Genomic DNA, 18,558 nt, shown 5'->3' on the forward strand with positions numbered 1-18,558 from the left:
CAGACAGTACATGGCGTACGGCAAGGCGGCGCAACGCTGGAGCGGGGGTTTTGTTAGCGGCTCTTATGGCTGGCCGCCCCGCTGTGTGATCTAGTCACTGAAGCGCGTTGCGGCAAGGCCTAGTATCTCCTCATCGCCAGTGCATCGGCCCACTCTCGAGGAGAACAGCATGTCCAAGAATGTAGGCGGTATCGACCGCACCCTGCGCATCGTCATTGGTGTTGCCCTGATCATCGCCACCGTGGCCGGCCTGCTGCCAGTATGGGGCTGGATTGGCGTGGTGCCGCTGGCCACTGGTTTGATCGGCTGGTGTCCGGCGTATCTGCCGTTTGGCATCAAGACCTGCAAGCTCAAATAAGCGCGGCTGACAAAATCCCTGCTGCTGCGCTGTTTTCTCAGCAGCAAGCGCAACCTGCCCGGATGGCCGTGGCCGGTGGCATGGTGTAGCCTGACAGTCTTGATTTCATCAGGTCTGCCCATGTCTGCCACACCGCCTGCCCGTCCTCTCTTGCAACGCATCAGCCCCTTGCTGGGGCTGTTGCCGTTCATGCGTCCCTATCGTCGCCGCGCCTGGCTGGCCCTGCTGGCGCTCAGCGTGGCCGCTGTTTCCACCCTGGTGTTGCCGATGGCCTTCCGCGTGCTGATCGACCAGGGTTTTTCCAGCCGCAACGCCGGTCACATCAACCAGTATTTTCTGATGCTGTTTGGCGTGGCGGTGGTGCTGGCGCTGGCCACCGCCGGGCGCTTTTACCTGGTGTCCTGGCTGGGGGAGCGGGTGACAGCGGACGTGCGCAGCGCGGTGTACCGCCACGTTATCAGCATGAGTCCGCAGTATTTTGAAACCACCCAGACTGGCGAAGTGCTGTCGCGCCTCACCACCGACACCACGCTGGTGCAGACGGTGATTGGCACCAGCCTGTCCATGGGCCTGCGCAATGTGCTGCTGATGCTGGGCGGGCTGGTGATGCTGGCCATGACCAGCCCCAGCCTCACCGGCTACATTCTGGTGACGCTATTGCTGGTGGTGCTGCCCATCGTGCTGTTTGGCCGCCGCGTGCGGGCGCTATCCAAATCCAGTCAGGACCGCATTGCCGATTCCAGCGCCATGGCTGGTGAAGTACTCAATGCCATTCCTACCGTGCAGGCCTTCAACCAGCAGGCGGCGGAGGCCAAGCGCTTTGTCGGCTCGGTGGAACTGAGCTTTGGCACCGCGCTGGCGCGTATCCGCGCCCGTTCGCTGCTGACGGTGGCGGTGATCATGCTGATCTTTGGCGCCATCGTGTTTGTGCTGTGGCTGGGCGCGCAGCAAGTGCTGGCCGGGCAGATGAGCGGCGGCCTGCTGGCGCAGTTCATCCTGTATGCGGTGGTGACCGCCGGGGCGATTGGCGCCGTGGCCGAGGTATGGGGCGATGTGCAACGCGCCGCCGGGGCCACCGAGCGGCTGATGGAACTGCTGCAACTGGCCTCGCCAGTGACCGAACCGGCCCAGCCACATGCGCTGCCCGCTGCCGGGCGCTTGCGTTTGCAGCAGGTCAGCTTTGCCTACCCGTCGCGGCCAGCGCAGCCTTCGCTCAGCCAGATTGATCTGGAACTGGCCCCCGGCGAGCACGTGGCGCTGGTGGGGCCATCCGGCGCGGGCAAGTCCACGCTGTTTCAGCTATTGCTGCGCTTTTACGACCCGCAGCAAGGTGCAATCAGCCTGGGTGGCGTGGACATCCGCCAACTGGCGCTGGCCGATTTACGCCAGCACATTGGCGTGGTGCTGCAGGATTCGGTGATTTTTGGCAGCAGCGCGCTGGAAAACATCCGTTATGGCAGGCCGGATGCAACGGATGAGGAAGTCCACGCCGCCGCCCGCGCCGCTGCCGCGCACGACTTTATCCAGGCGCTGCCGCAAGGTTATGCCACTTATCTGGGCGAGCGTGGCGTGCGCCTGTCTGGCGGTCAGCGCCAGCGCATTGCCATTGCCCGCGCCATCCTGAAAAACCCGCCGATTCTGCTGCTGGATGAAGCCACCAGCGCGCTGGATGCCGAATCCGAACAACTGGTGCAAGGCGCGCTGGAGCGTGCCGCTGCCAACCGCACCACGCTGGTGATTGCCCACCGGCTGGCCACGGTGAAAGAGGCCGACCGTATTGTGGTGCTGGAAGACGGCCGCATTGTGGCGCAGGGCCGCCATGAGGAACTGCTGCACAGCTCGCCGCTGTATGCACGGCTGGCGGCACTGCAGTTTGCTGCCGGTTCAGCCCGCGAGTGACAGGCCGCGCTGGCGGAAGCGCTGGTGTTCCTCTGGCGGAACCAGTGCGCCGCCGGTAGTCCACACCACATGATGGGCATCCGCCAGCTGCTGTTGCAGGCCATGTGCGGCCAGATAAGCCTGCCCTGCCGCGCTATTGCACAGCCAGTGCGGCCCGCGCACCGCCGCTGCTGCTGAGGGCTCCAGCGCCAGCTGGCAGTGGTCTTCCACCTGTAAGCGCAGGTGGAACAAATCGTCATCGCCTACCGTAAACACTCCGCTCAGCTCTGCCCGCATCAAGGGCGCCACCAGCGGCGAAGCCAGGCCCACCGCCAGCCCATCGGCCTCGGTGCGGTTGTCCAGGCCGATGTCGTATACCGATAGCGGCGCATCGCTGCCGCTGGCCAGCTGCACCAGCATGCAGGGCGAGGCCACCGGCTCGGCAAAAAAACAATGCACATGTGGGCCGAACAACAGCTTCAGGCCATGGGCGATGCCGCCCGGTGCGCCACCCACCCCGCAAGGCAGGTAGACAAACAAGGGGTGGGTCGCATCCACCGTTGCACCCTGCGCCGCCAGCTGTGCCGCCAATGGAGCCGCAGCGGCGGCATAACCCAGCAGCAGCGGCAGCGAGTGTTCGTCATCGACAAAATAACTGTTGGGGTCGGCCTCGGCGGTGGCACGGCCCGCCGCCACGGCGGCAGCATAGTCACCGGCATGCTCCACCACGGTTACGCCGCGCTGGCGCAGCCGCGCCTTTTTCCATTCCTTGGCCTCCACCGACATGTGCACCACGGCCTGAAAGCCCAGCGCTGCCGCCATGATGCCAATGCTCAGGCCCAGATTGCCGGTGCTGCCCACCACCACCCGATGAGCGGCAAACAAGCTGCGTGCCGCTGCGCCTGCCAGCAGGCGGCGGTCGTCCTCCGGCTGTATTACGCCGTGCTGCAAGGCCAGCGCCTCGGCATGGGCCAGCACCTCGTGAAAACCGCCGCGCGCCTTGATGGAGCCGGCCACCGGCAGCGCATAGTCGCACTTCAGCCAGCACTGTCCTTGCACGCCGTGGTATGGCGGCTGGGCGTACAGCGCGCTGGCATCGTTCAAGGCAGATTCGATCTGCCCCTGCGTGGCGGCCAGCTCGGGAAACAGCATGGCCAGCAGGCCGGCACAGCGTTGCAGCCGTGCCGCAGCCGCGCCAACCTGTTCCGTCGAGGGGGCGTTGGCAGGCAGGGCGCTGCCCAAGCGCGGGTTCAGCCACAGCATGGCTTGCTTTGACTGTAGTGCGGCTAATAAGCTGGCTGGCAGGGTGGCGGGCATGGCGTGTCTTCCGGGGGAATGTGCAGACTGCATTCTAGAGCGCCATCCCGCCGCAAAAACAGCGATACTTGCTGCTGAATCCATTAGTGGAGCTTATGCCAATGCTGGATGCCTCCATCCTGGCCCACCTGCGTTGCTTTGACGTAGCAGCCCGCCTGCTCAGCTTTACCGCTGCTGCCGGGCAGCTGCATCTGACCCAGAGTGCGGTCAGCCAGCAAATCCGCCAGCTGGAGCAGCGGCTGGGCTACCCCTTGTTTGTGCGCCAGCACCGCCGCCTGCAACTTACCGCCCAGGGCCAGACGTTGTACCGCACCGTCAGCACCGCCTTGCAAGATATCGACACCACCTTGCAGCAGCTGGCACGGCAGGACAGCGTATTGCACATCAGCTGTGCACCGTCCTTTGCGCTGGACTGGCTGATGCCGCGCCTGAGCGCCTTCCAGCAGCAATACCCGGCCATTCCGGTGCGATTGCGCGCCGAATTCCAGCGCATGAGCCGGCAGGACATGCTGGCGGCGGGCGTGGCCGTCTGCATACGCTACGACCCGGACGAGATGGCCGATTTGCCTGGTGTTCCCTTGCTGGATGAAGTGCTGCTGCCGGTGGCCAGCCCGGACTGGCTGGCCGCCCATCCCGGCCTTACCCGCCCCGGCATGCCTCTGACGCGCCTGCATGACACTGCCGCCTGGGATGGTGCAGCGCCATTTGCCGAATGGGATTGCTGGCAACAATATGCTCCGCCAGCCTGCCGCTTTGCCGCCGGGCCGTGGCAGGAGCGCGAATACAATCTGGCCAGCCTGTCGCTAGCCGCCGCCTGTCAGGGCCAGGGTGTGGCCATGGCACGCGCCGCCCAGGTGCTGGAACTGCTGGAGCAAGGCCGCTTGCGTCAGGTATTCCCCGCCACCGTGGCTGCTCCGGCGCGCTATGTGTTGCGCTGCCTGCACCCGGAAGACCGCCGGGTCCAGCTGTTCAGCCAGTGGCTGCAGCAGGCCTGCCAGCAGTTTGTCCGCCAGCGCCAGCAGCTGCTGGGCGTTTGAGCGGGGAGACGCGCAGGGTAAAACTGGCCCGCCACCACGCTTTGCACTACATTGATTTTCCCTGTTTTTACCGCCAGCCATCATGAACCAGCCACCAACACCGGACATCCAGGGTTTTCTGCCCGCCACCCACCAGGTGGTGCTGCGCTACCACCAGGCCTGGAAGCAGCGCAGTCTGGAAGACATTCTGGCGCTCTATCACCCGGAGATCAGCTATTACGATTTCCTGCAAAACCGGGTGTTCCGCCAGGCCGAACTGCATGACTACGTGCTGGCCTCGCTGCCGCAGGGCGAGCAGGACAGGCTGGAGCATGTAGACCGCATCCGTGTGGATGGTGATACCGCCTTCATCCAGTACCAGCTGGTATTGCGTGGCGGGCAGGCTTCCTTCCAGAGCAGCGAGGCCATTACCGTGCGTGAGGGGCTGATCTGGCAGGTGCGCGAGTACGCCACCTTGCAACATGCCAGCCCGCCGGGTAGCCGGCAGGGTGACGTTGCTACCAGCAGCCCGCTGCAAAAGCTGGGTTTGTCGGCACGACAATTGGGGCGCATGGCGGAAGATCTGCACGGCTATTTCCAGCAAGCCCGGCCCTATCTGCAAGCCGACTGCACCCTGGCTGCCGTGGCGGCAGCCACCGGCTACAGTCGCAACCAGCTGTCTTATCTGCTGAATCAGGTGCTGGGGCTCAGCTTCTACCGCTACGTCAACCAGGCCCGGTTGCAGCATCTGCTGGGTCAGCTGGCTGCTGCCGATAGTACGGCGCGCATGGAAGAACTGGCCTTTGCCGCCGGTTTCAATTCGCTGTCGGTGTTTTACCGCTGCTTCCGCCAACACACCGGGATGTCGCCCGCCGCCTGGCTGCGTGTTTCTCCGCGCGGGTCCGCAGCTACGACAGGACAAGGGCATTCCGACTAAGCTGCCTTTCATTCTGGATGGAGGGCAGCGCATGGCCGCAACACAACACATCAGCCTGTGGATGGAGCAACTGGCTGACAGCCTGACGCCGCGTGCGGCGCTGCAGGGCGATATCGAAGCCGATGTGGCTATTGTCGGTGCCGGTTTTACCGGGCTGTGGACCGCCTATTACCTGAAACAGCAGGCTCCGGATCTAAAAATCGTGGTGCTGGAAGCCGAGATCGCCGGTTTTGGCGCATCCGGCCGCAATGGCGGCTGGCTGATTGGCGAAGTGCTGGGCGAAGACCGCCTGCTGGCGGGGCTGACCCCGACGGAGCGGGCGCAAAGCCGGGCCTTGTTGCACGACATTCCGGATGAGGTGGGCCGTGTCATCGCCCGCGAAGGCATTGATTGCCATTACCGCAAGGGCGGGGTGCTGTACTGTGCCGCGCGCTATCCCGAGCAGGAAATCCGCCTGCGTCAGCAACTGGCAGACTGGCGCGCACACGGCCATGGCGAGGACGACTACCGCTGGCTGGACGTGGCCGCGCTGAACCAGCAACTGCGGCTGGCCACACCTTACGGCGCGGTGTATTCGCCCCATGTGGCCACCATTCAGCCAGCGCGGCTGGTGCGTGGTCTGGCCGCCTGCGTGGAGCGGCTGGGGGTCACCATCTACGAACAAAGCCGCGTCAGCACGCTGCGGGCCGGGCAGCTTGGCACCGCACACGGCAGTGTCAAGGCGCGCTGGCTGGTGCCGGCGGTGGAAGGCTATGCCAGCACCCTGCCACCGTTTGGTCGTTATCAACTGCCGGTACAGAGCCTGATCATCGCCACCGAACCGCTGTCCGATGCGCTGTGGGAGGAAATCGGCCTGCGCCATGGCGAGGCCTTCAGCGAAAACAGCCGTCAGGTTAGCTATGGCCAGCGCACCCGTGACAACCGGCTGGTGTTTGGTGCCCGTGGCGGCTACCGCTTTGGCGGCAGGCTGCGCCAGGATTTCACCCTGACCGCAGACGAAATCGCCCTGCGTCGCCAGTTGATGCTGGAGCTGTTCCCCATGCTGGATACGGTGCGCATCAGCCATGGCTGGGGGGGCAATCTGGGTGCGGCACGGCGTTTCCAGCCGCATATGGTGTGCGATGCCGGCCACGGGCTGGCCTGGGCCGGTGGCTATGGCGGCGAGGGCGTGGGGGCCAGCAATCTGGCTGGCCGTACCCTGGCCGACCTGATGCTGGGCAAGCAAACCTTGCTGACCGGCCAGCCCTGGGTAAAAACCGTGGCCAGCCTGCGCGGCTGGGAGCCGGAACCACTACGCTGGCTGGGCTACAACGCCATCATCAAGAGCTTTGTCTGGGAGGACCGCACGCTAAAGCAAGCGGACAGCCCGGTGTGGAAGCGCCGGCTGGCCCAGGGCGTGGCCGGTTTCATGGAAGGGCTGATGCAGTAAGCCAGCCGGTTTATCCCGATGTCAGACAGGAGCGCATCATGTCGATTACCCATCTGCCGCATAGCGGCACCACGCCATTATCCGCCGCCGTGCCGGTAGCCGTACCGCTGGGCGAGCCGATTGCCGCCACCCGTGTACATGCCGTGGAACGCCCGGACGGGGTGGAAGCCGGGGTGTGGGAATGTAGCCCGGGGCGCTGGCGACGCCAGATCATGCAGGCGGAGTTTTGCCATTTTATCCAGGGGCGCTGCCGCTTTGTGCCGGATAATGGCAGCCCCATCGATATTGCTGCGGGCGACGCCCTGTATTTTCCTGCCAACAGCAGCGGGGTGTGGGAGGTGACGGAAACCGTGCGCAAGAGCTATGTATTGTTGCCCTGACACAAGCAGGCTGGCGTGACATGACGTATACCTAGACGGAGCAGGGGGCTTATCCTAAACTGGCCGCTGTCTTTTCAAGGTTGACCCCAGTGCCACCCATCCGGGCTCCTGTCATGAATGCAGCCACCAAATTGCTTGCTGCTGTCCGCTTTCGTTGGCGGGTGCGCATTCCGCAGTCCCAGTGGCCGGAATTCGAGCATTACATCCTGCGTCAGCACCGGCCCTTTCTGTTGCTGACCAATATCATTGCCGCAGTGGCTTTCTTTTCCTATGTGCTGGCCGATAGCCTGCTGATACCCGATATGGCGGGTGCTTCGCTGCTGGTGCGCACGGTTCTGCTGCTGGTGGCCATGGTAAATATCTGGCTGGTATTTGGTCGCAGCCGCAACATCCTGTTGATGGATCTGCTGATGCCGGTGCACGACCTGATTGCCACCCTGTCCTGGTTTGAACTGCTCAAGCGCAGCCATTCGCCTGATGTACCGACCTTCCTGTATGCATCGCTGATCTTCATCGTATTTGCCAATCTGGGCGTCAGGGTATCGTTCAAGGGGGCGGTGGCCAGTTCGCTGGCCATTTCCGTGGCCATCATGGGCAATGTGGCGCTGATGAACCCGCAGGACAGCAAGCCTTTGCTGGTGTTTTCGCTGGTCTACCTGCCGGTATTGCTGTTTTGCCTGTTCATGAGCTGGAGCACCACCACCAGCGTGCGGCTGGCGTTTTACGCATCGCAGGAGCAGCGTCGGCGCAAGCACGAACTGTCCACCCTCAATCAACGGCTGCAGATGCTGGCCTCTACCGATGCCCTGACCCGAGTGGGGAATCGCCGCGCCTTTGATTTGCAGCTGGAAGCGTGTTGGCAGCAGGCGCAGCAACATGGCCGTCCCTTTGCCTTGCTGCTGGTGGATATCGATTACTTCAAGCCTTACAACGACCATTACGGTCATCCGGCGGGGGACCATGTCCTGGCCGATGTCGCCAGTGTCATGGTGAGCTGCTTGCGCAGTGGCCAGGCCCAGGCTTTCCGCTATGGCGGCGAGGAATTTGCCATCCTGCTGCAAACCGGCAGTCGGGACGAGCTGCTGCACATTGCCCAGCGCGTACAGCAGCAGGTAGCGGCGCTGGAAGTCGAACACCACTACCGGCCTGACGGGCTGGGGCACCTTACCATCAGCCTGGGTGCCGCCCTCTCCAGCCTGCAGGGTTTGCAGCAAGCAACCGACTTGCTGGCCTGCTGCGACCGCATGCTGTACCGCGCCAAACAGCAGGGGCGCAATCAGGTACAGCTGGCCCCGGACGGCACCGCCCCCCAGCCCGCCTAATTGTTGGCCTGCAGCAGTACCGCACCCAGCAGCACATCGGCACCCATGCGGACATCGTCCAGGGTTGCGTACTCGGCCTGGTGCTGAGCGGGACTGTTGCGGCAGGGGATAAAAATCATGGTGCTGGGACAGTGACGTGCCAGGTTCATTGCATCGTGGCCCGCACCGCTGACCATGTCCTGGTGCGGATACGCCAGTGCAGCCACCGCCTGCCGCACGGCGGCAATGCAGCCGCTGTCAAACGGCGTGGCTATGCTGGACCAGTGCCGCCGAATGCTGACATCCAGTCCGCGTTGGGCGGCCACCTGCTGTAATACCTGGCGGGTTTGCTGTTCCATGGTGCTGATCTGCACATCCTGCGGGTGACGCAGATCCACAGTAAAGCGCACCTGCCCTGGAATGATATTGCGTGCTGCCGCAGTAATCAGCAGCTGGCCTACCGTAACCAAGCCGTGTGGCTGGTATTCTGCGGCCAGCTTTTCCAGCTGGCCTATCATCGCGCTGGCCCCCAGCAGCGCATCTTGCCGCAGTGCCATCGGCGTTGTGCCGGCATGGGCGGTACTGCCGTTCACTTCCACATCCAGCCAGCAGATAGCCTGGCCACCGGTGACGATGCCGATGGGCAGACCGGCTTGTTCCAGCACCGGCCCCTGTTCGATGTGGGCTTCAAAATAGGCTGCAAAAGGGCGTTCCAGCGGCACATCGCCACAAAAGGTGGCCGAGCCCAGCATGGCCGGGGCAAAGCGCTCGCCAGCCTGGTTGATCCATACGGCAATTTCCAACGGCCTGCTGGTGGTGATGTCGGCATCGTTCAGGCTGCGCACCACCTCCAGTGCGGCCAATACGCCATAGCTGCCGTCAAAACGGCTACCGCCAGGGCGGGTGTCCAGATGGCTGCCCATCACCACCGGGCTGGCGCCCTTGTCGCGTCCGGCCCGCCGTGCATACAGGTTGCCGATGGCGTCGGCATCCAGGCTCATCCCGGCCTGATGGCACCAGTCGGCAAACAGGGCGCGCGCGGCAAAATCCTCGGCAGACAGCGCCGGTCTGCTTTCTCCCATTTCGGCCATGGCGATCAGGCTGTCCCACAAGCGCTGGCCATTTACCTTGAGCGGCATATTGTTTCCCATCGCTGTTCCCTGCCTCAGCAGCCCGCTGCCGGACTGATGCTTACGACATGGTCACCGGCAGACCGGCACACCTGGAGCACGGGAAGATGGCGCGCCGCTGCCTTTGCCGGCAGTACTTTCCCCACGCGCAGCGTCACTGTGATGGCGGCATGGCCAAACCGGGTAAGCGGCTGCCGCCAGGGCTGCCATGTTGCGGTAGAAAATCGGGCTAAGGCGTACATGTGGTTTCTCCGGTAAGGGTAAGGCGTGGCCGGGCTAACAGCGCGAAGGCTGCCGGGTTCGACATGACAGCAGTTCGTTACCCGCTACACGAGAAGCATGGTCTGGAAGAGTGATTGATTTTCCTGAAGCTATTGCAGGAAAACGGGTGGGGCATGCCCGAGGATGGGATGGCCGCGATGCAGACAGCACGACCGCCAGATAGACAACAGCCTGCCGGCGGCAAGGCGTGGCCGCCGGTATCTCAGCTGTATAAGCAGGACCGGGAATACCGCCTTGCCAGCGGGCGGCAAAGATTGCCTCCCGGCGGAAAAAAGGGGCGTAAAGAACTGTAAAGCCAAGATAAACAAGAGGAATTTTGTCGCAATTTGGCCTGGCACCAATATTGCTGTACCGAGGCAAGACCCTGCCGACCTTGCTGGTTTGAGCCGGGATACAACCGTAACCGTACCTAGCCTTTTACCGGAGTCCACCGCAATGGCCATGCCGATTTCGCCCGTCAGCAGCTACAACAGCTATACCCCCAAAACCAACAGCACCAATCGTCAAACGCCCTCCAGCACACCGTCGGCCACGGTACCGGCAGTCGACCAGCCGACTAATCAGGGCAGCACCCTCGGTTCGATGATCAATACCAAAGCCTGATCCCCCTGCCTGAATGGCAGAGGGCGTGGCGCTGTAGCCAGCGCAAGTGCCGACGGTAGTGCCGGTGGCGGAGATTAAACCTGGTAGCGATCCAGAATATCGCTTTGCATCCTGGCCAGCGCATCCAGTTGAGCGGCATTTTGTGCCGTGTTCTGGGCTGCGGCACTGGCTTCTTCGGATGCCTGTGCCGTGCGTTCCACCATGGCCGCAATATTATTGCTGGCCTCACCCTGCTGCTGGATGGCCGCCGCCACGGCATCACTCCCCTGTACCGCCGCCCCGGCCAGCTCGCCAATATGCCGCATGGCAACGGCGGCCTGATCGGCACGGTTTACCCCCACCTTGACCAGCTCTTCCGCCTTCTGCATTTGCGTGGTGGCATGGCTGGCATTGCCCAGCATGGCTTCAATGGTGGATGAAATTTCCTGGGTCGACTTGCTGGTGCGTTCGGCCAGCTTGCGTACCTCATCGGCCACCACGGCAAAGCCACGTCCCTGCTCACCGGCACGGGCGGCTTCAATGGCGGCGTTCAGTGCCAGCAAATTGGTTTGGTCGGCAATATCGCGGATCACATTGATTACCGTAGCCACCTCGCCGCTGTGCGCTTCCATCTCGTGAATGCTGCTGGCCGATAGCGTGACCACCTGGGAAATCTGGTGGATGTCCTTGATGGTCTGTTCGATGATGCTGCTGCTATCCAGCACCAGCGTTTGAGCTGATTTGGCACCATCGCTCTGTTCCACCGACTGCGCTGCCACATGATTAATGCTGACCGTCATCTGTTCGATGGTGGCGGCAATACTGGCAGATGCCTCACTCTGCGCGCCGGATGCCATGGATACCTCGCCAGCGGTTTGCGACAGCTCCTGCGAGGCAGTCTTCACCTGGCGCGCCCCGTCGGCCAGCTGGCGCATGGCCTGTTGCAAACCTTCCAGCATGCGGTTGAAGGCCAAGGCGGTACGGCCGATTTCATCCCGGTTGTTGCCTTGGGCACGCAGGCGGAAATCACGCTGCAGGCTGACAGCCTCTATGGTGTGTTCGATCTGGATCAGGCCCGTGCTGATACTGCGGTACAGCAGCCAGCCCATCACGCTGCTTACCAGCAGTGCCAGTACCATCAGCCCGACTGCCACCGCAAAAACCTGCTGGTAGGTGCTGTTATTTTCCTGCACCAGTTGCATGGCCTGGCGGTGATTGAAGCGGGCATGGTCTTCCACGGCAGTCATCAACAGGGCTGCCGTCTTGGCAAATTCGTTGTTGACGATGGCTGTGGCCTGCTCGGTCTGGTTGTTGCGCGACAGGGCGAGGATGCGGCTGCGCCCTTCGCGGTACTGCGCCATCATCGCTTTGTCCGCTTCCAGTAGCTGGCGATCTTCGGCGCTGGCGTTGTCATTGATGTGGTATCCATTCATCAATTTGTCAAAGCGCTGGTCGGCCTCGGCCAGAACACTTTCGGCGGCGGCTTTCTGTTCCGCCGTGGTTGCCAACACATGGCGCAGCGTGTTGGAACGGATATCCGCCACGGCCCGCAAGGTACCCTGCATGGTTTGCAGATCGGGCAGCGTGTTGTTCTGCATATAGACAAATCGCTGTTGCCCGGCGTGCAGTGCGTTGATGGCATAGCCACCTACCAGCAGCATGCCGGCCAGTGCAATCGATAAAGTCAGCAACAATTTTTTTGTGATGGTCATCGTAAACCCCAAATGAAGGTAAGTTGTCACAACCGGCTCAATAAAGAACAAGAGCATATTAAATACTAAAACGTTCCAGCACCCGTACTTAGTCCAATAACAACTTACTTTGTGCCTGATTTTTATTAAGAAAGATTAAATGCAAGTTGCATTAAATGGAGATGGCAAGTGCAGCTGCCCACAGCGTGCTGCCTGCTTGCCAGGGAGCGGATGGTCGCGGCAGCCTACTATTCTCCGGTAGAAGAAAAGCGCCGCCCTTGCCTTTAATCAGTGTTTCCTGATGTGCTGCTACGCTTTTATACAGGCACCGCAGCAACCCTTGCCCGTGCACGAGCTGCTGGCGGGGCATGGTCGCCTGCAACAATGCGGCTGTTGCCTAGGGCAGAACCAGGCTGGTAGAGGTGTTAAACACGCGCCGCATCCCCGCAACAACGCCGCGCCCATGTTTGATGGCCAGATCCTGCTGGCCAAGGCCATGCAAAAGGCCAACTCCCTCCATCCGAAAAAGTACCAGCCGGTGCTGGCGGCCTTCTCTTGCCAGGGCGTGGCCGGCAGCAATGCTTTTGACCACAAGCGCGACCTGAAAAACTCGCCCATCAGCGGCTACGCCTTCCGTGATGGCCAGCGGCTGGCGCTCAACGGCGTGCAGTTTCCAGCGCCGGGCAAAACAACAGGCCCGCATTGCGCGGGCCTTGGTGTTTTCAGTAACAGGACAAGCCTTAGTTGAAGGGCATCGGACGCGGCGTGTTATTGCTGGATGCCGGCAGAATCGGCAAAACAATACGCGGCTGCACACCGGTCAGCGTATGCAGGAAGGCCACGATATCCGCCACCTCCTTCTGACTGAAGCTACGCCCCAGCTGCAACTGACCCATGGTGGTGACTGCGGCTTCCAGCGTAGGCGCGCCAGCGTCATGGAAGTAAGGTGCACGCAGCGCCACATTACGCAGCGACGGCACCTTGAACGCCATGCGGTCGGCATCCTTGCCGGTTACGCCAGCCCGGCCCTGCGCCGGGTTGCTGGTTTGATACGGCGCAACCAGGCCCATCTTCTGGAAGGAATTCCCCCCCACCGCCGGGCCGTTATGGCAGGCCACACAGCCTGCAGTCTTGAAGGTTTGATAGCCGCGCAGCTCCTGCGTGTTCAGCGCCTTCTTGTTGCCCTTCAGCCATCGGTCAAAGCGCGAATCCGGCGTCACCAGGGTTTCCTCAAAGGCAGCAATTGCCTGGGTGACTTCCTGCATGGTGATCTGCTTGCGGCCGAATACCTTGTCGAATTCGTTTACATAAGCCGGGATAGAGCGCAGCACATCCACCGCCAACACATGGTTGGATGCCATTTCCTTGGGGTTGGCAATCGGGCCGCTGGCCTGCTCTTGCAGGGATTTGGCGCGGCCATCCCAGAACTGCGCCACATTCAGGCTGGAGTTAAGCACGGTGGGAGAACGGATAGGCCCTTGCTGCCAGTGGTCGCCAATCGAAGAGGTCAGGTTGTCACTGCCGCCAGTGGACAGATTGTGGCAGGAATTACATGAAATAAAGCCGGACTTGGACAGGCGCGGTTCAAAAAACAGCTTCTTGCCCAACTCCACTAACGCCGGATTCTTGATCAGCGGTTTAGCCAGAGGCTGAATCGGCTCGCTTTGAATACTGGGAGCTGCAGTAGCCGATATTGCCAGCATTAAAGGCAGTGCCAGGCCAATATATTGCAAGTAGCGCATTGTTTTCTCCGTTGCGTTAAAAATGACAGTCCAAAATGTAAAAATAATCAGAGAGTGTGTAATGTTATTGTTGAGCAATATTTAATTTGCAGTGCCCTATTAAAAGGCAGCAGAATCCCCTGGCTGTTTTTCATTAGAAAAACATCGCCATATTGAATAAAACAAAACATGGATATCAATGTGGTTTTTAATTGCTGCAACAATGCAGCAGATTGATTTGGGCAGATTTGCTGCAGATCAAATTGGCAGAATTAAAATCATGCTGAACGAATTGATATTTTCAATTCATTCAATAGCTAAAAAATATCAGCCAGATCTGGCAAGGCACAGAAGATAAGAAATATGCCAGCAGAGCGCGTCATGTCAGGCCATGGTAGCAAGCATGATAAAAGCCAGCGGTGCTGGTGATAGGGAGTCAAACTGCATGAAATGGCCGTCAAGGCTACAAGATCTGCCGGAGAAAAAGACTGTCGGAAACGACAAGGGGAAAAGCGATATCTGCCGCGTGGAAGGCAGGGATGCACAGGGTGAATTTATTTGCAGATAAAGCCAAAGCCCAGGATCAGGACAATCAACAGGCACAGCATACCGATGCCGCACATCTTTTCGATAAGGAAATCCAGACAAAAAACCAGCACCCGACATAGCTTGCTGGCCATGGTTTCCCTGGGGGAAAGGCCAATGGCTGGCTTTGCTGTTTCACTCTGCCTAAAGAGAAGCATAACTTGACGGCTCTTAACAATTATTACCACGCGACAATAATTGTTAAATTATGGCAAGGCAAGATATTGGGCAGGTAATACCCTGTTAAATAATGAAAATACTCAAACGACATTGTCTGCCGCTGTGATGAAATCAGGGCAGAACCGCCTGGCCAGCTACCCGCAGGGCTGGCCTGTGGCGGTTTCTATGTGGCTTAGTGCATCTCCACCCGGGTAACAATCAGGCCGCGCACATCCCCAGCCTGATAACCGCTTGCCTTGTCGGCAGGGTAGTAACGTGCCAGTGCAGCCCGGGTTGGCGCATCCATATTGCGGCCATGTCCCAGTTCACCCAGCTTTGGCATCACCATGGCCTTGTACAGCAGCAGGTACTGTTTGCCCTGCACGCTGTTCACGCTCACTTTAACCAGGGAATCCGGTTTTTCGCCGGCTGCCAGCCGCTGCTGGGCCTCGGCAATAAACTGGCTTTCCTCTGCATTGGCGGCATTGGCCGGGTTGCGGTACCGATTGGAAACCCGCTTGATATCCACCTGGTAGCGCTTGGCAATATCCTGCGTAAGCTGCATGGCTTCCTGATTGCACACGGCAATGGCACCCTGCGGACCGCTGTCCTGCACCGTCTGCGTCAATCTGGCCATCAGGGTTTCAGCCAGCGCCTTGCTGGCTTGTTTTGCCTGGTTCAGTGCCGTCTCATAGCCAGCGGGCTGACTGGTGGCATCCTGCGCACTGGCCAGGCTGGTGAGCATGCCCAGTGCAATGGTTGCAATAATCTTTTTCATGAATGCTCCTGTGGATGGTGGCGTTGAGGATTGTAATATTATACAAATTCATATAATGAATTCTTGACCCAGCGCAACGCGCCCCATCACCGTGGTGACGCTTGTCCACCCCGCCGCCTGTCAGGCCTGTCCGCCAGCGCACCTCAGCCAGCCATGGCGTGCTGGCCATCGTGGCCTGCCCCCAGCAGGCTGCGCCCTACCCGCAGTGTGTCATAACCGCACCAGCCGTCACCGGTATTGCTGATGCAGCCAGGCTGAAAATTGGAAATCGCAATGCCAAAGGCATGGTGTCGACAGGCCGCTGCGCAGGGCAGCCCATGCTGTTGAATAGGATTAACGGCTGGCATCGCCACAAATGTCATGAAATTTGATCTATTACCTTGTTTGTCAGAAATCACGTGATAGGCTTCAAATCATGCTTTCCGGATGTCCGGGGTGGGTCCGGGATGGTTGTACGTCATGCCAGCCCCGGGTTCTTTCTGTGGGCAGGCAAGCATGGCGTGGTTGGCGCGGTGCAATGCCGGAGCCCGGTCTCCCTGGCACTCCGGCTATCAATACGGGCGGTGCCCGTACTGCCTGCGCTCAGCGCACATCCGCGTGGTGGTTGACATCGTGTTGCGGCTTTGATGGGTGTTGGTGTTCTGAATTTGGCCTTTATTTATTTGTTGGAGATGTCATGTCTATATCGCAGCGCATATCGTTTTTGCTCGCCGTGTTGTTTGCGGCAATACTATCCCTCAGCGTTGTCGGCATATTCGGCCTGAATAGTGCACAGGATCGCTTCGAGTATTACCAGGACAATACGGCACCCAGCGTGAAGTCCCTCAGTGAAATCGGCATCCAGATACAAAAGATGCGGGTGCTGGCACGGGATTATTTGATTTTCACCTCGCAAGAAGGGCGGGCAAGCGCGGAAGGAAAACTGAATGAAACCGCCGCCCGCGTTCTGTCCCTGCTGGCCGATTACGAAAAAAACCTCATCTCTGACGATACCGATCTGGCCATGACCCGGCAGGACCGCGAATTGTTTGAGTCCTATGTCAAGAGCACGCGCGACTTGCTGACCGCCGCTGCCGCCAATAACACCGCCGTGGTGCAGGCCAATTTTGCCGATAGCGGGGCCTTCCGGCAGCGTGCAGTGGCTGTTGAAAGCCAGCTGCAAAAGCATGTGGACTACAACTGGCAGCTGGGTAATGTACTGCGCGAAAAAAACAAGCAGGCATATCAAAAGCTGCTGATTACCGAGATTGCCATCAGTGCCGTCGCCATTCTGTTTAGTCTCATCTTTGGTATTGTCACCATCAGCAGCCTGCGCAACCGTCTGGCGCGGCTGGGGGATTTTATCCAGCACATCACCAGCCAGCTGGATTTCACCCCGCGCATTCGCGTTACCCGCAATGACGAACTGGGCATGGTTGCCAACTCCCTCAACAGTCTGCTTAGCCGCCTGCAGGACAGCCTGAATGAAATCAACGCGGGCGCCTTGTCCATTGCCAGTGTTTCCGAAGCCCTGTCCGGCAACTCCGCACAGGTGGCCAATGCGGCAAGCCAGCAAAGCAGCGCCTCGGCCAATGTGGCGGCCACGGTAGAACAAATGACGGTGAGCGTGAACCATGTGGCCGACCGGGCATCCGAGGCCAACTCCATGACGATTGAATCAGGTAAGTTGGCCAGCAGCGGGGTGAGCGTGATCAACGATGCCGCAGAGGGCATCCGCAATATCGCGGCCAATATCCATAGTGCGGAAACCCTGATCCACGACCTGGAAACCAGAACGCAAGACATCGAAAGTGTGATTCAGGTGATCAAGGACGTGGCTGACCAAACCAATCTGCTGGCCCTGAACGCCGCCATTGAAGCCGCCCGCGCCGGCGAGCAAGGCCGGGGCTTTGCCGTGGTGGCAGATGAAGTGCGCAAGCTGGCAGAGCGCACGGCCAGCTCCACCCAGGAAATTACCTCCACCATCGTCAATATGCGGCAAAGTGCCGAATCCGCCGTGCGTGGCATGCAGAATGTGGTGGGATTGGTAGAAAACAGCGTTAGCAGCACGGTTACCGCCAATGATGCCATCAACCGTATCCAGGACAGCAGTCAGCAAGCCAGCCACGTGGTGGGAGAAATCACCTCCGCCATCAAGGAACAAAGCATTGCCACCAACAATATTGCCCAGCAGGTGGAAAACATCGCGCAAATGGCCGAACGCAGCAGCATCTCCGCCAACGATACCGCCAAACTGGCGCAAGACCTGGACCAGCTCTCCCGCGCGCTTAAGGGCATTGTCGACAAATACACCCTGACCTCTGCACAGGCCACCCTGATGTAAGCACCAGGCAGCCAGGCCCACCCGCCATGGCTGCCTGTTGGCTAACGCAAATACAGCTCAGCGCTGGCGCGGCGCAATTGCTGGTGGGTTAGCGACAAAATACGGTAAACATCTTCGGTGGAAAGCGGCTGGCTACGATGATCGCCCAGCATGCCCAACAGCTGGGAGAGGGGCTGCAGGCCGCCGTTCAGGTCGGCCTCAACCCGCTCCAGTCGCGCTTCCAGTTGGCGGCACAGGTTTAACAGCTGTTGCCAGCGCACTTCTACCTGCGGCTCCAGCTCTGGGCCCAAGGCCTGCTGCAAGTTATGCAGGCCAACATGCAAACGGCCCAGCGGCAGGCTGACCTGGCGCAAAAAGGCAGCAAATTCGGCATCAGGATGGGGTAAGGAATGAGGGCGGGGCGGCGGTGGTTGCGGCGTATGGCTCATGGCAAAACCTCCAGGGCGATGTACATCATCACCATCCCCGACGCCAATCGGGGGTGGCAGGCACATGGCAGGATTGGCGTTACCGGTCACTTTGAACCCGGCGCTCGTGAGAGCTCCCACCAAGGCCTGCCATGGAAAAAGGCAAAGCAATGGTGCGAGGACTGGTACGTGTGCACGTAGCAGTCCGCCAAAGTGGGGTCGGGACGCCATGAATCGCCCCTTCTTTCCTAGACACTTCGAGAGCCTCACACTAGGCCCCACAA

19 protein-coding genes are annotated in these 18,558 nt (G+C 60.4%); 12 read left to right on the plus strand and 7 right to left on the minus strand.

Features of this window, described 5'->3' with window-relative positions:
- Nucleotides 1–169 precede the first annotated feature (169 nt).
- Together ACODR9_RS23610 and ACODR9_RS23615 are read left to right on the plus strand one after the other, a co-directional pair.
- Nucleotides 170–358 (plus strand): YgaP family membrane protein, encoded by a 189-nt coding sequence (locus ACODR9_RS23610; protein WP_488812995.1) that lies wholly within the window; start codon nt 170–172, stop codon nt 356–358.
- A 120-nt stretch (nt 359–478) separates the two neighbouring features.
- Nucleotides 479–2,257: an ABC transporter transmembrane domain-containing protein gene (locus ACODR9_RS23615; RefSeq protein ID WP_488812997.1), complete on the plus strand. Its 1,779-nt coding sequence runs from the start codon at nt 479–481 to the stop codon at nt 2,255–2,257.
- Here the strand turns inward: ACODR9_RS23615 and dsdA are convergent.
- On the minus strand, nt 2,243–3,553 hold the full coding sequence (gene dsdA, locus ACODR9_RS23620; protein WP_488812999.1) for a D-serine ammonia-lyase: 1,311 nt from the start codon (nt 3,551–3,553) through the stop codon (nt 2,243–2,245). The two genes, ACODR9_RS23615 and dsdA, sit on opposite strands and share 15 nt — an antisense overlap.
- A gap of 101 nt (nt 3,554–3,654) precedes the next feature.
- On the opposite strand from dsdA, the gene ACODR9_RS23625 reads away from it, so the two are divergent.
- The 5 genes from ACODR9_RS23625 (at nt 3,655) to ACODR9_RS23645 (ending at nt 8,637) form a co-directional block, all read left to right on the plus strand.
- The gene (locus ACODR9_RS23625) at nt 3,655–4,590 is read left to right on the plus strand and encodes a LysR family transcriptional regulator (RefSeq protein WP_488813001.1); all 936 of its coding nucleotides are present in this window, start codon (nt 3,655–3,657) and stop codon (nt 4,588–4,590) included.
- An 82-nt stretch (nt 4,591–4,672) separates the two neighbouring features.
- Entirely contained in the window at nt 4,673–5,506 is an 834-nt protein-coding gene (locus tag ACODR9_RS23630) for an AraC family transcriptional regulator (protein ID WP_488813003.1), read from the plus strand.
- A 31-nt stretch (nt 5,507–5,537) separates the two neighbouring features.
- A complete protein-coding gene (locus tag ACODR9_RS23635; protein WP_488813005.1) occupies nt 5,538–6,935 on the plus strand; it encodes an NAD(P)/FAD-dependent oxidoreductase in 1,398 nt (465 codons plus the stop codon).
- Between the two features lie 38 nt (nt 6,936–6,973).
- Nucleotides 6,974–7,315: a cupin domain-containing protein gene (locus ACODR9_RS23640; RefSeq protein WP_488813007.1), complete on the plus strand. Its 342-nt coding sequence runs from the start codon at nt 6,974–6,976 to the stop codon at nt 7,313–7,315.
- Nucleotides 7,316–7,428: 113 nt separating this feature from the next.
- The gene (locus tag ACODR9_RS23645; RefSeq protein ID WP_488813009.1) at nt 7,429–8,637 is read left to right on the plus strand and encodes a GGDEF domain-containing protein; all 1,209 of its coding nucleotides are present in this window, start codon (nt 7,429–7,431) and stop codon (nt 8,635–8,637) included.
- Here the strand turns inward: ACODR9_RS23645 and ACODR9_RS23650 are convergent.
- Nucleotides 8,634–9,767, minus strand: a complete 1,134-nt coding sequence (locus ACODR9_RS23650) for a hydantoinase/carbamoylase family amidase (RefSeq protein WP_488813011.1) — start codon at nt 9,765–9,767, stop codon at nt 8,634–8,636. The two genes, ACODR9_RS23645 and ACODR9_RS23650, sit on opposite strands and share 4 nt — an antisense overlap.
- 335 nt (nt 9,768–10,102) lie before the next feature.
- Here ACODR9_RS23650 and ACODR9_RS23655 point away from each other — a divergent pair, with 335 nt between their 5' ends.
- Both ACODR9_RS23655 and ACODR9_RS23660 read left to right on the plus strand, forming a co-directional pair.
- Nucleotides 10,103–10,321, plus strand: coding sequence for a hypothetical protein (locus ACODR9_RS23655; protein ID WP_488813013.1), 219 nt, complete (start codon nt 10,103–10,105; stop codon nt 10,319–10,321).
- A 142-nt stretch (nt 10,322–10,463) separates the two neighbouring features.
- Nucleotides 10,464–10,631 (plus strand): hypothetical protein, encoded by a 168-nt coding sequence (locus tag ACODR9_RS23660; RefSeq protein WP_488813015.1) that lies wholly within the window; start codon nt 10,464–10,466, stop codon nt 10,629–10,631.
- Between the two features lie 74 nt (nt 10,632–10,705).
- Here the strand turns inward: ACODR9_RS23660 and ACODR9_RS23665 are convergent, their stop codons facing one another.
- A complete protein-coding gene (locus ACODR9_RS23665) occupies nt 10,706–12,322 on the minus strand; it encodes a methyl-accepting chemotaxis protein (RefSeq protein ID WP_488813017.1) in 1,617 nt (538 codons plus the stop codon).
- 442 nt (nt 12,323–12,764) lie between these two features.
- Between ACODR9_RS23665 and ACODR9_RS23670 the strand changes: the two genes are divergently transcribed.
- Nucleotides 12,765–13,049, plus strand: a complete 285-nt coding sequence (locus ACODR9_RS23670; protein WP_488813019.1) for a hypothetical protein — start codon at nt 12,765–12,767, stop codon at nt 13,047–13,049.
- On the opposite strand, the gene ACODR9_RS23675 is transcribed toward ACODR9_RS23670, so the two are convergent.
- Nucleotides 13,042–14,043 carry a cytochrome-c peroxidase gene (locus tag ACODR9_RS23675; protein WP_488813020.1) on the minus strand — a complete coding sequence of 334 codons (1,002 nt, stop codon included), beginning with the start codon at nt 14,041–14,043 and terminating at the stop codon, nt 13,042–13,044. The genes ACODR9_RS23670 and ACODR9_RS23675 overlap by 8 nt on opposite strands.
- 178 nt (nt 14,044–14,221) lie before the next feature.
- On the opposite strand from ACODR9_RS23675, the gene ACODR9_RS23680 reads away from it, so the two are divergent.
- A complete protein-coding gene (locus ACODR9_RS23680) occupies nt 14,222–14,380 on the plus strand; it encodes a hypothetical protein (protein WP_488813022.1) in 159 nt (52 codons plus the stop codon).
- 579 nt (nt 14,381–14,959) lie between these two features.
- On the opposite strand, the gene ACODR9_RS23685 is transcribed toward ACODR9_RS23680, so the two are convergent.
- The gene (locus ACODR9_RS23685; RefSeq protein ID WP_488813024.1) at nt 14,960–15,544 is read right to left on the minus strand and encodes a Tll0287-like domain-containing protein; all 585 of its coding nucleotides are present in this window, start codon (nt 15,542–15,544) and stop codon (nt 14,960–14,962) included.
- A 143-nt stretch (nt 15,545–15,687) separates the two neighbouring features.
- The gene (locus tag ACODR9_RS23690; protein WP_488813026.1) at nt 15,688–15,906 is read right to left on the minus strand and encodes a hypothetical protein; all 219 of its coding nucleotides are present in this window, start codon (nt 15,904–15,906) and stop codon (nt 15,688–15,690) included.
- A 314-nt stretch (nt 15,907–16,220) separates the two neighbouring features.
- Between ACODR9_RS23690 and ACODR9_RS23695 the strand changes: the two genes are divergently transcribed.
- Nucleotides 16,221–17,867, plus strand: a complete 1,647-nt coding sequence (locus tag ACODR9_RS23695; protein WP_488813028.1) for a methyl-accepting chemotaxis protein — start codon at nt 16,221–16,223, stop codon at nt 17,865–17,867.
- 41 nt (nt 17,868–17,908) lie between these two features.
- On the opposite strand, the gene ACODR9_RS23700 is transcribed toward ACODR9_RS23695, so the two are convergent.
- The gene (locus tag ACODR9_RS23700; RefSeq protein ID WP_488813030.1) at nt 17,909–18,295 is read right to left on the minus strand and encodes a hypothetical protein; all 387 of its coding nucleotides are present in this window, start codon (nt 18,293–18,295) and stop codon (nt 17,909–17,911) included.
- Nucleotides 18,296–18,558 lie beyond the last annotated feature (263 nt).

This window comes from Aquitalea sp. FG25 (assembly GCF_057809375.1).

Bases quoted from the DNA above. Each gene is read 5' to 3' on its own strand.
- ACODR9_RS23665 (WP_488813017.1), bottom strand. From the start codon at position 12,322: ATGACCATCACAAAAAAATTGTTGCTGACTTTATCGATTGCACTGGCC.
- ACODR9_RS23670 (WP_488813019.1), top strand. From the start codon at position 12,765: ATGTTTGATGGCCAGATCCTGCTGGCCAAGGCCATGCAAAAGGCCAAC.
- ACODR9_RS23610 (WP_488812995.1), top strand. From the start codon at position 170: ATGTCCAAGAATGTAGGCGGTATCGACCGCACCCTGCGCATCGTCATT.
- ACODR9_RS23685 (WP_488813024.1), bottom strand. From the start codon at position 15,544: ATGAAAAAGATTATTGCAACCATTGCACTGGGCATGCTCACCAGCCTG.
- ACODR9_RS23640 (WP_488813007.1), top strand. From the start codon at position 6,974: ATGTCGATTACCCATCTGCCGCATAGCGGCACCACGCCATTATCCGCC.
- ACODR9_RS23695 (WP_488813028.1), top strand. From the start codon at position 16,221: ATGTCTATATCGCAGCGCATATCGTTTTTGCTCGCCGTGTTGTTTGCG.
- ACODR9_RS23680 (WP_488813022.1), top strand. From the start codon at position 14,222: ATGTGGTTTTTAATTGCTGCAACAATGCAGCAGATTGATTTGGGCAGA.
- ACODR9_RS23635 (WP_488813005.1), top strand. From the start codon at position 5,538: ATGGCCGCAACACAACACATCAGCCTGTGGATGGAGCAACTGGCTGAC.
- ACODR9_RS23625 (WP_488813001.1), top strand. From the start codon at position 3,655: ATGCTGGATGCCTCCATCCTGGCCCACCTGCGTTGCTTTGACGTAGCA.
- ACODR9_RS23675 (WP_488813020.1), bottom strand. From the start codon at position 14,043: ATGCGCTACTTGCAATATATTGGCCTGGCACTGCCTTTAATGCTGGCA.
- dsdA (WP_488812999.1), bottom strand. From the start codon at position 3,553: ATGCCCGCCACCCTGCCAGCCAGCTTATTAGCCGCACTACAGTCAAAG.
- ACODR9_RS23690 (WP_488813026.1), bottom strand. From the start codon at position 15,906: ATGACATTTGTGGCGATGCCAGCCGTTAATCCTATTCAACAGCATGGG.
- ACODR9_RS23615 (WP_488812997.1), top strand. From the start codon at position 479: ATGTCTGCCACACCGCCTGCCCGTCCTCTCTTGCAACGCATCAGCCCC.
- ACODR9_RS23660 (WP_488813015.1), top strand. From the start codon at position 10,464: ATGGCCATGCCGATTTCGCCCGTCAGCAGCTACAACAGCTATACCCCC.
- ACODR9_RS23700 (WP_488813030.1), bottom strand. From the start codon at position 18,295: ATGAGCCATACGCCGCAACCACCGCCGCCCCGCCCTCATTCCTTACCC.
- ACODR9_RS23630 (WP_488813003.1), top strand. From the start codon at position 4,673: ATGAACCAGCCACCAACACCGGACATCCAGGGTTTTCTGCCCGCCACC.
- ACODR9_RS23650 (WP_488813011.1), bottom strand. From the start codon at position 9,767: ATGGGAAACAATATGCCGCTCAAGGTAAATGGCCAGCGCTTGTGGGAC.
- ACODR9_RS23645 (WP_488813009.1), top strand. From the start codon at position 7,429: ATGAATGCAGCCACCAAATTGCTTGCTGCTGTCCGCTTTCGTTGGCGG.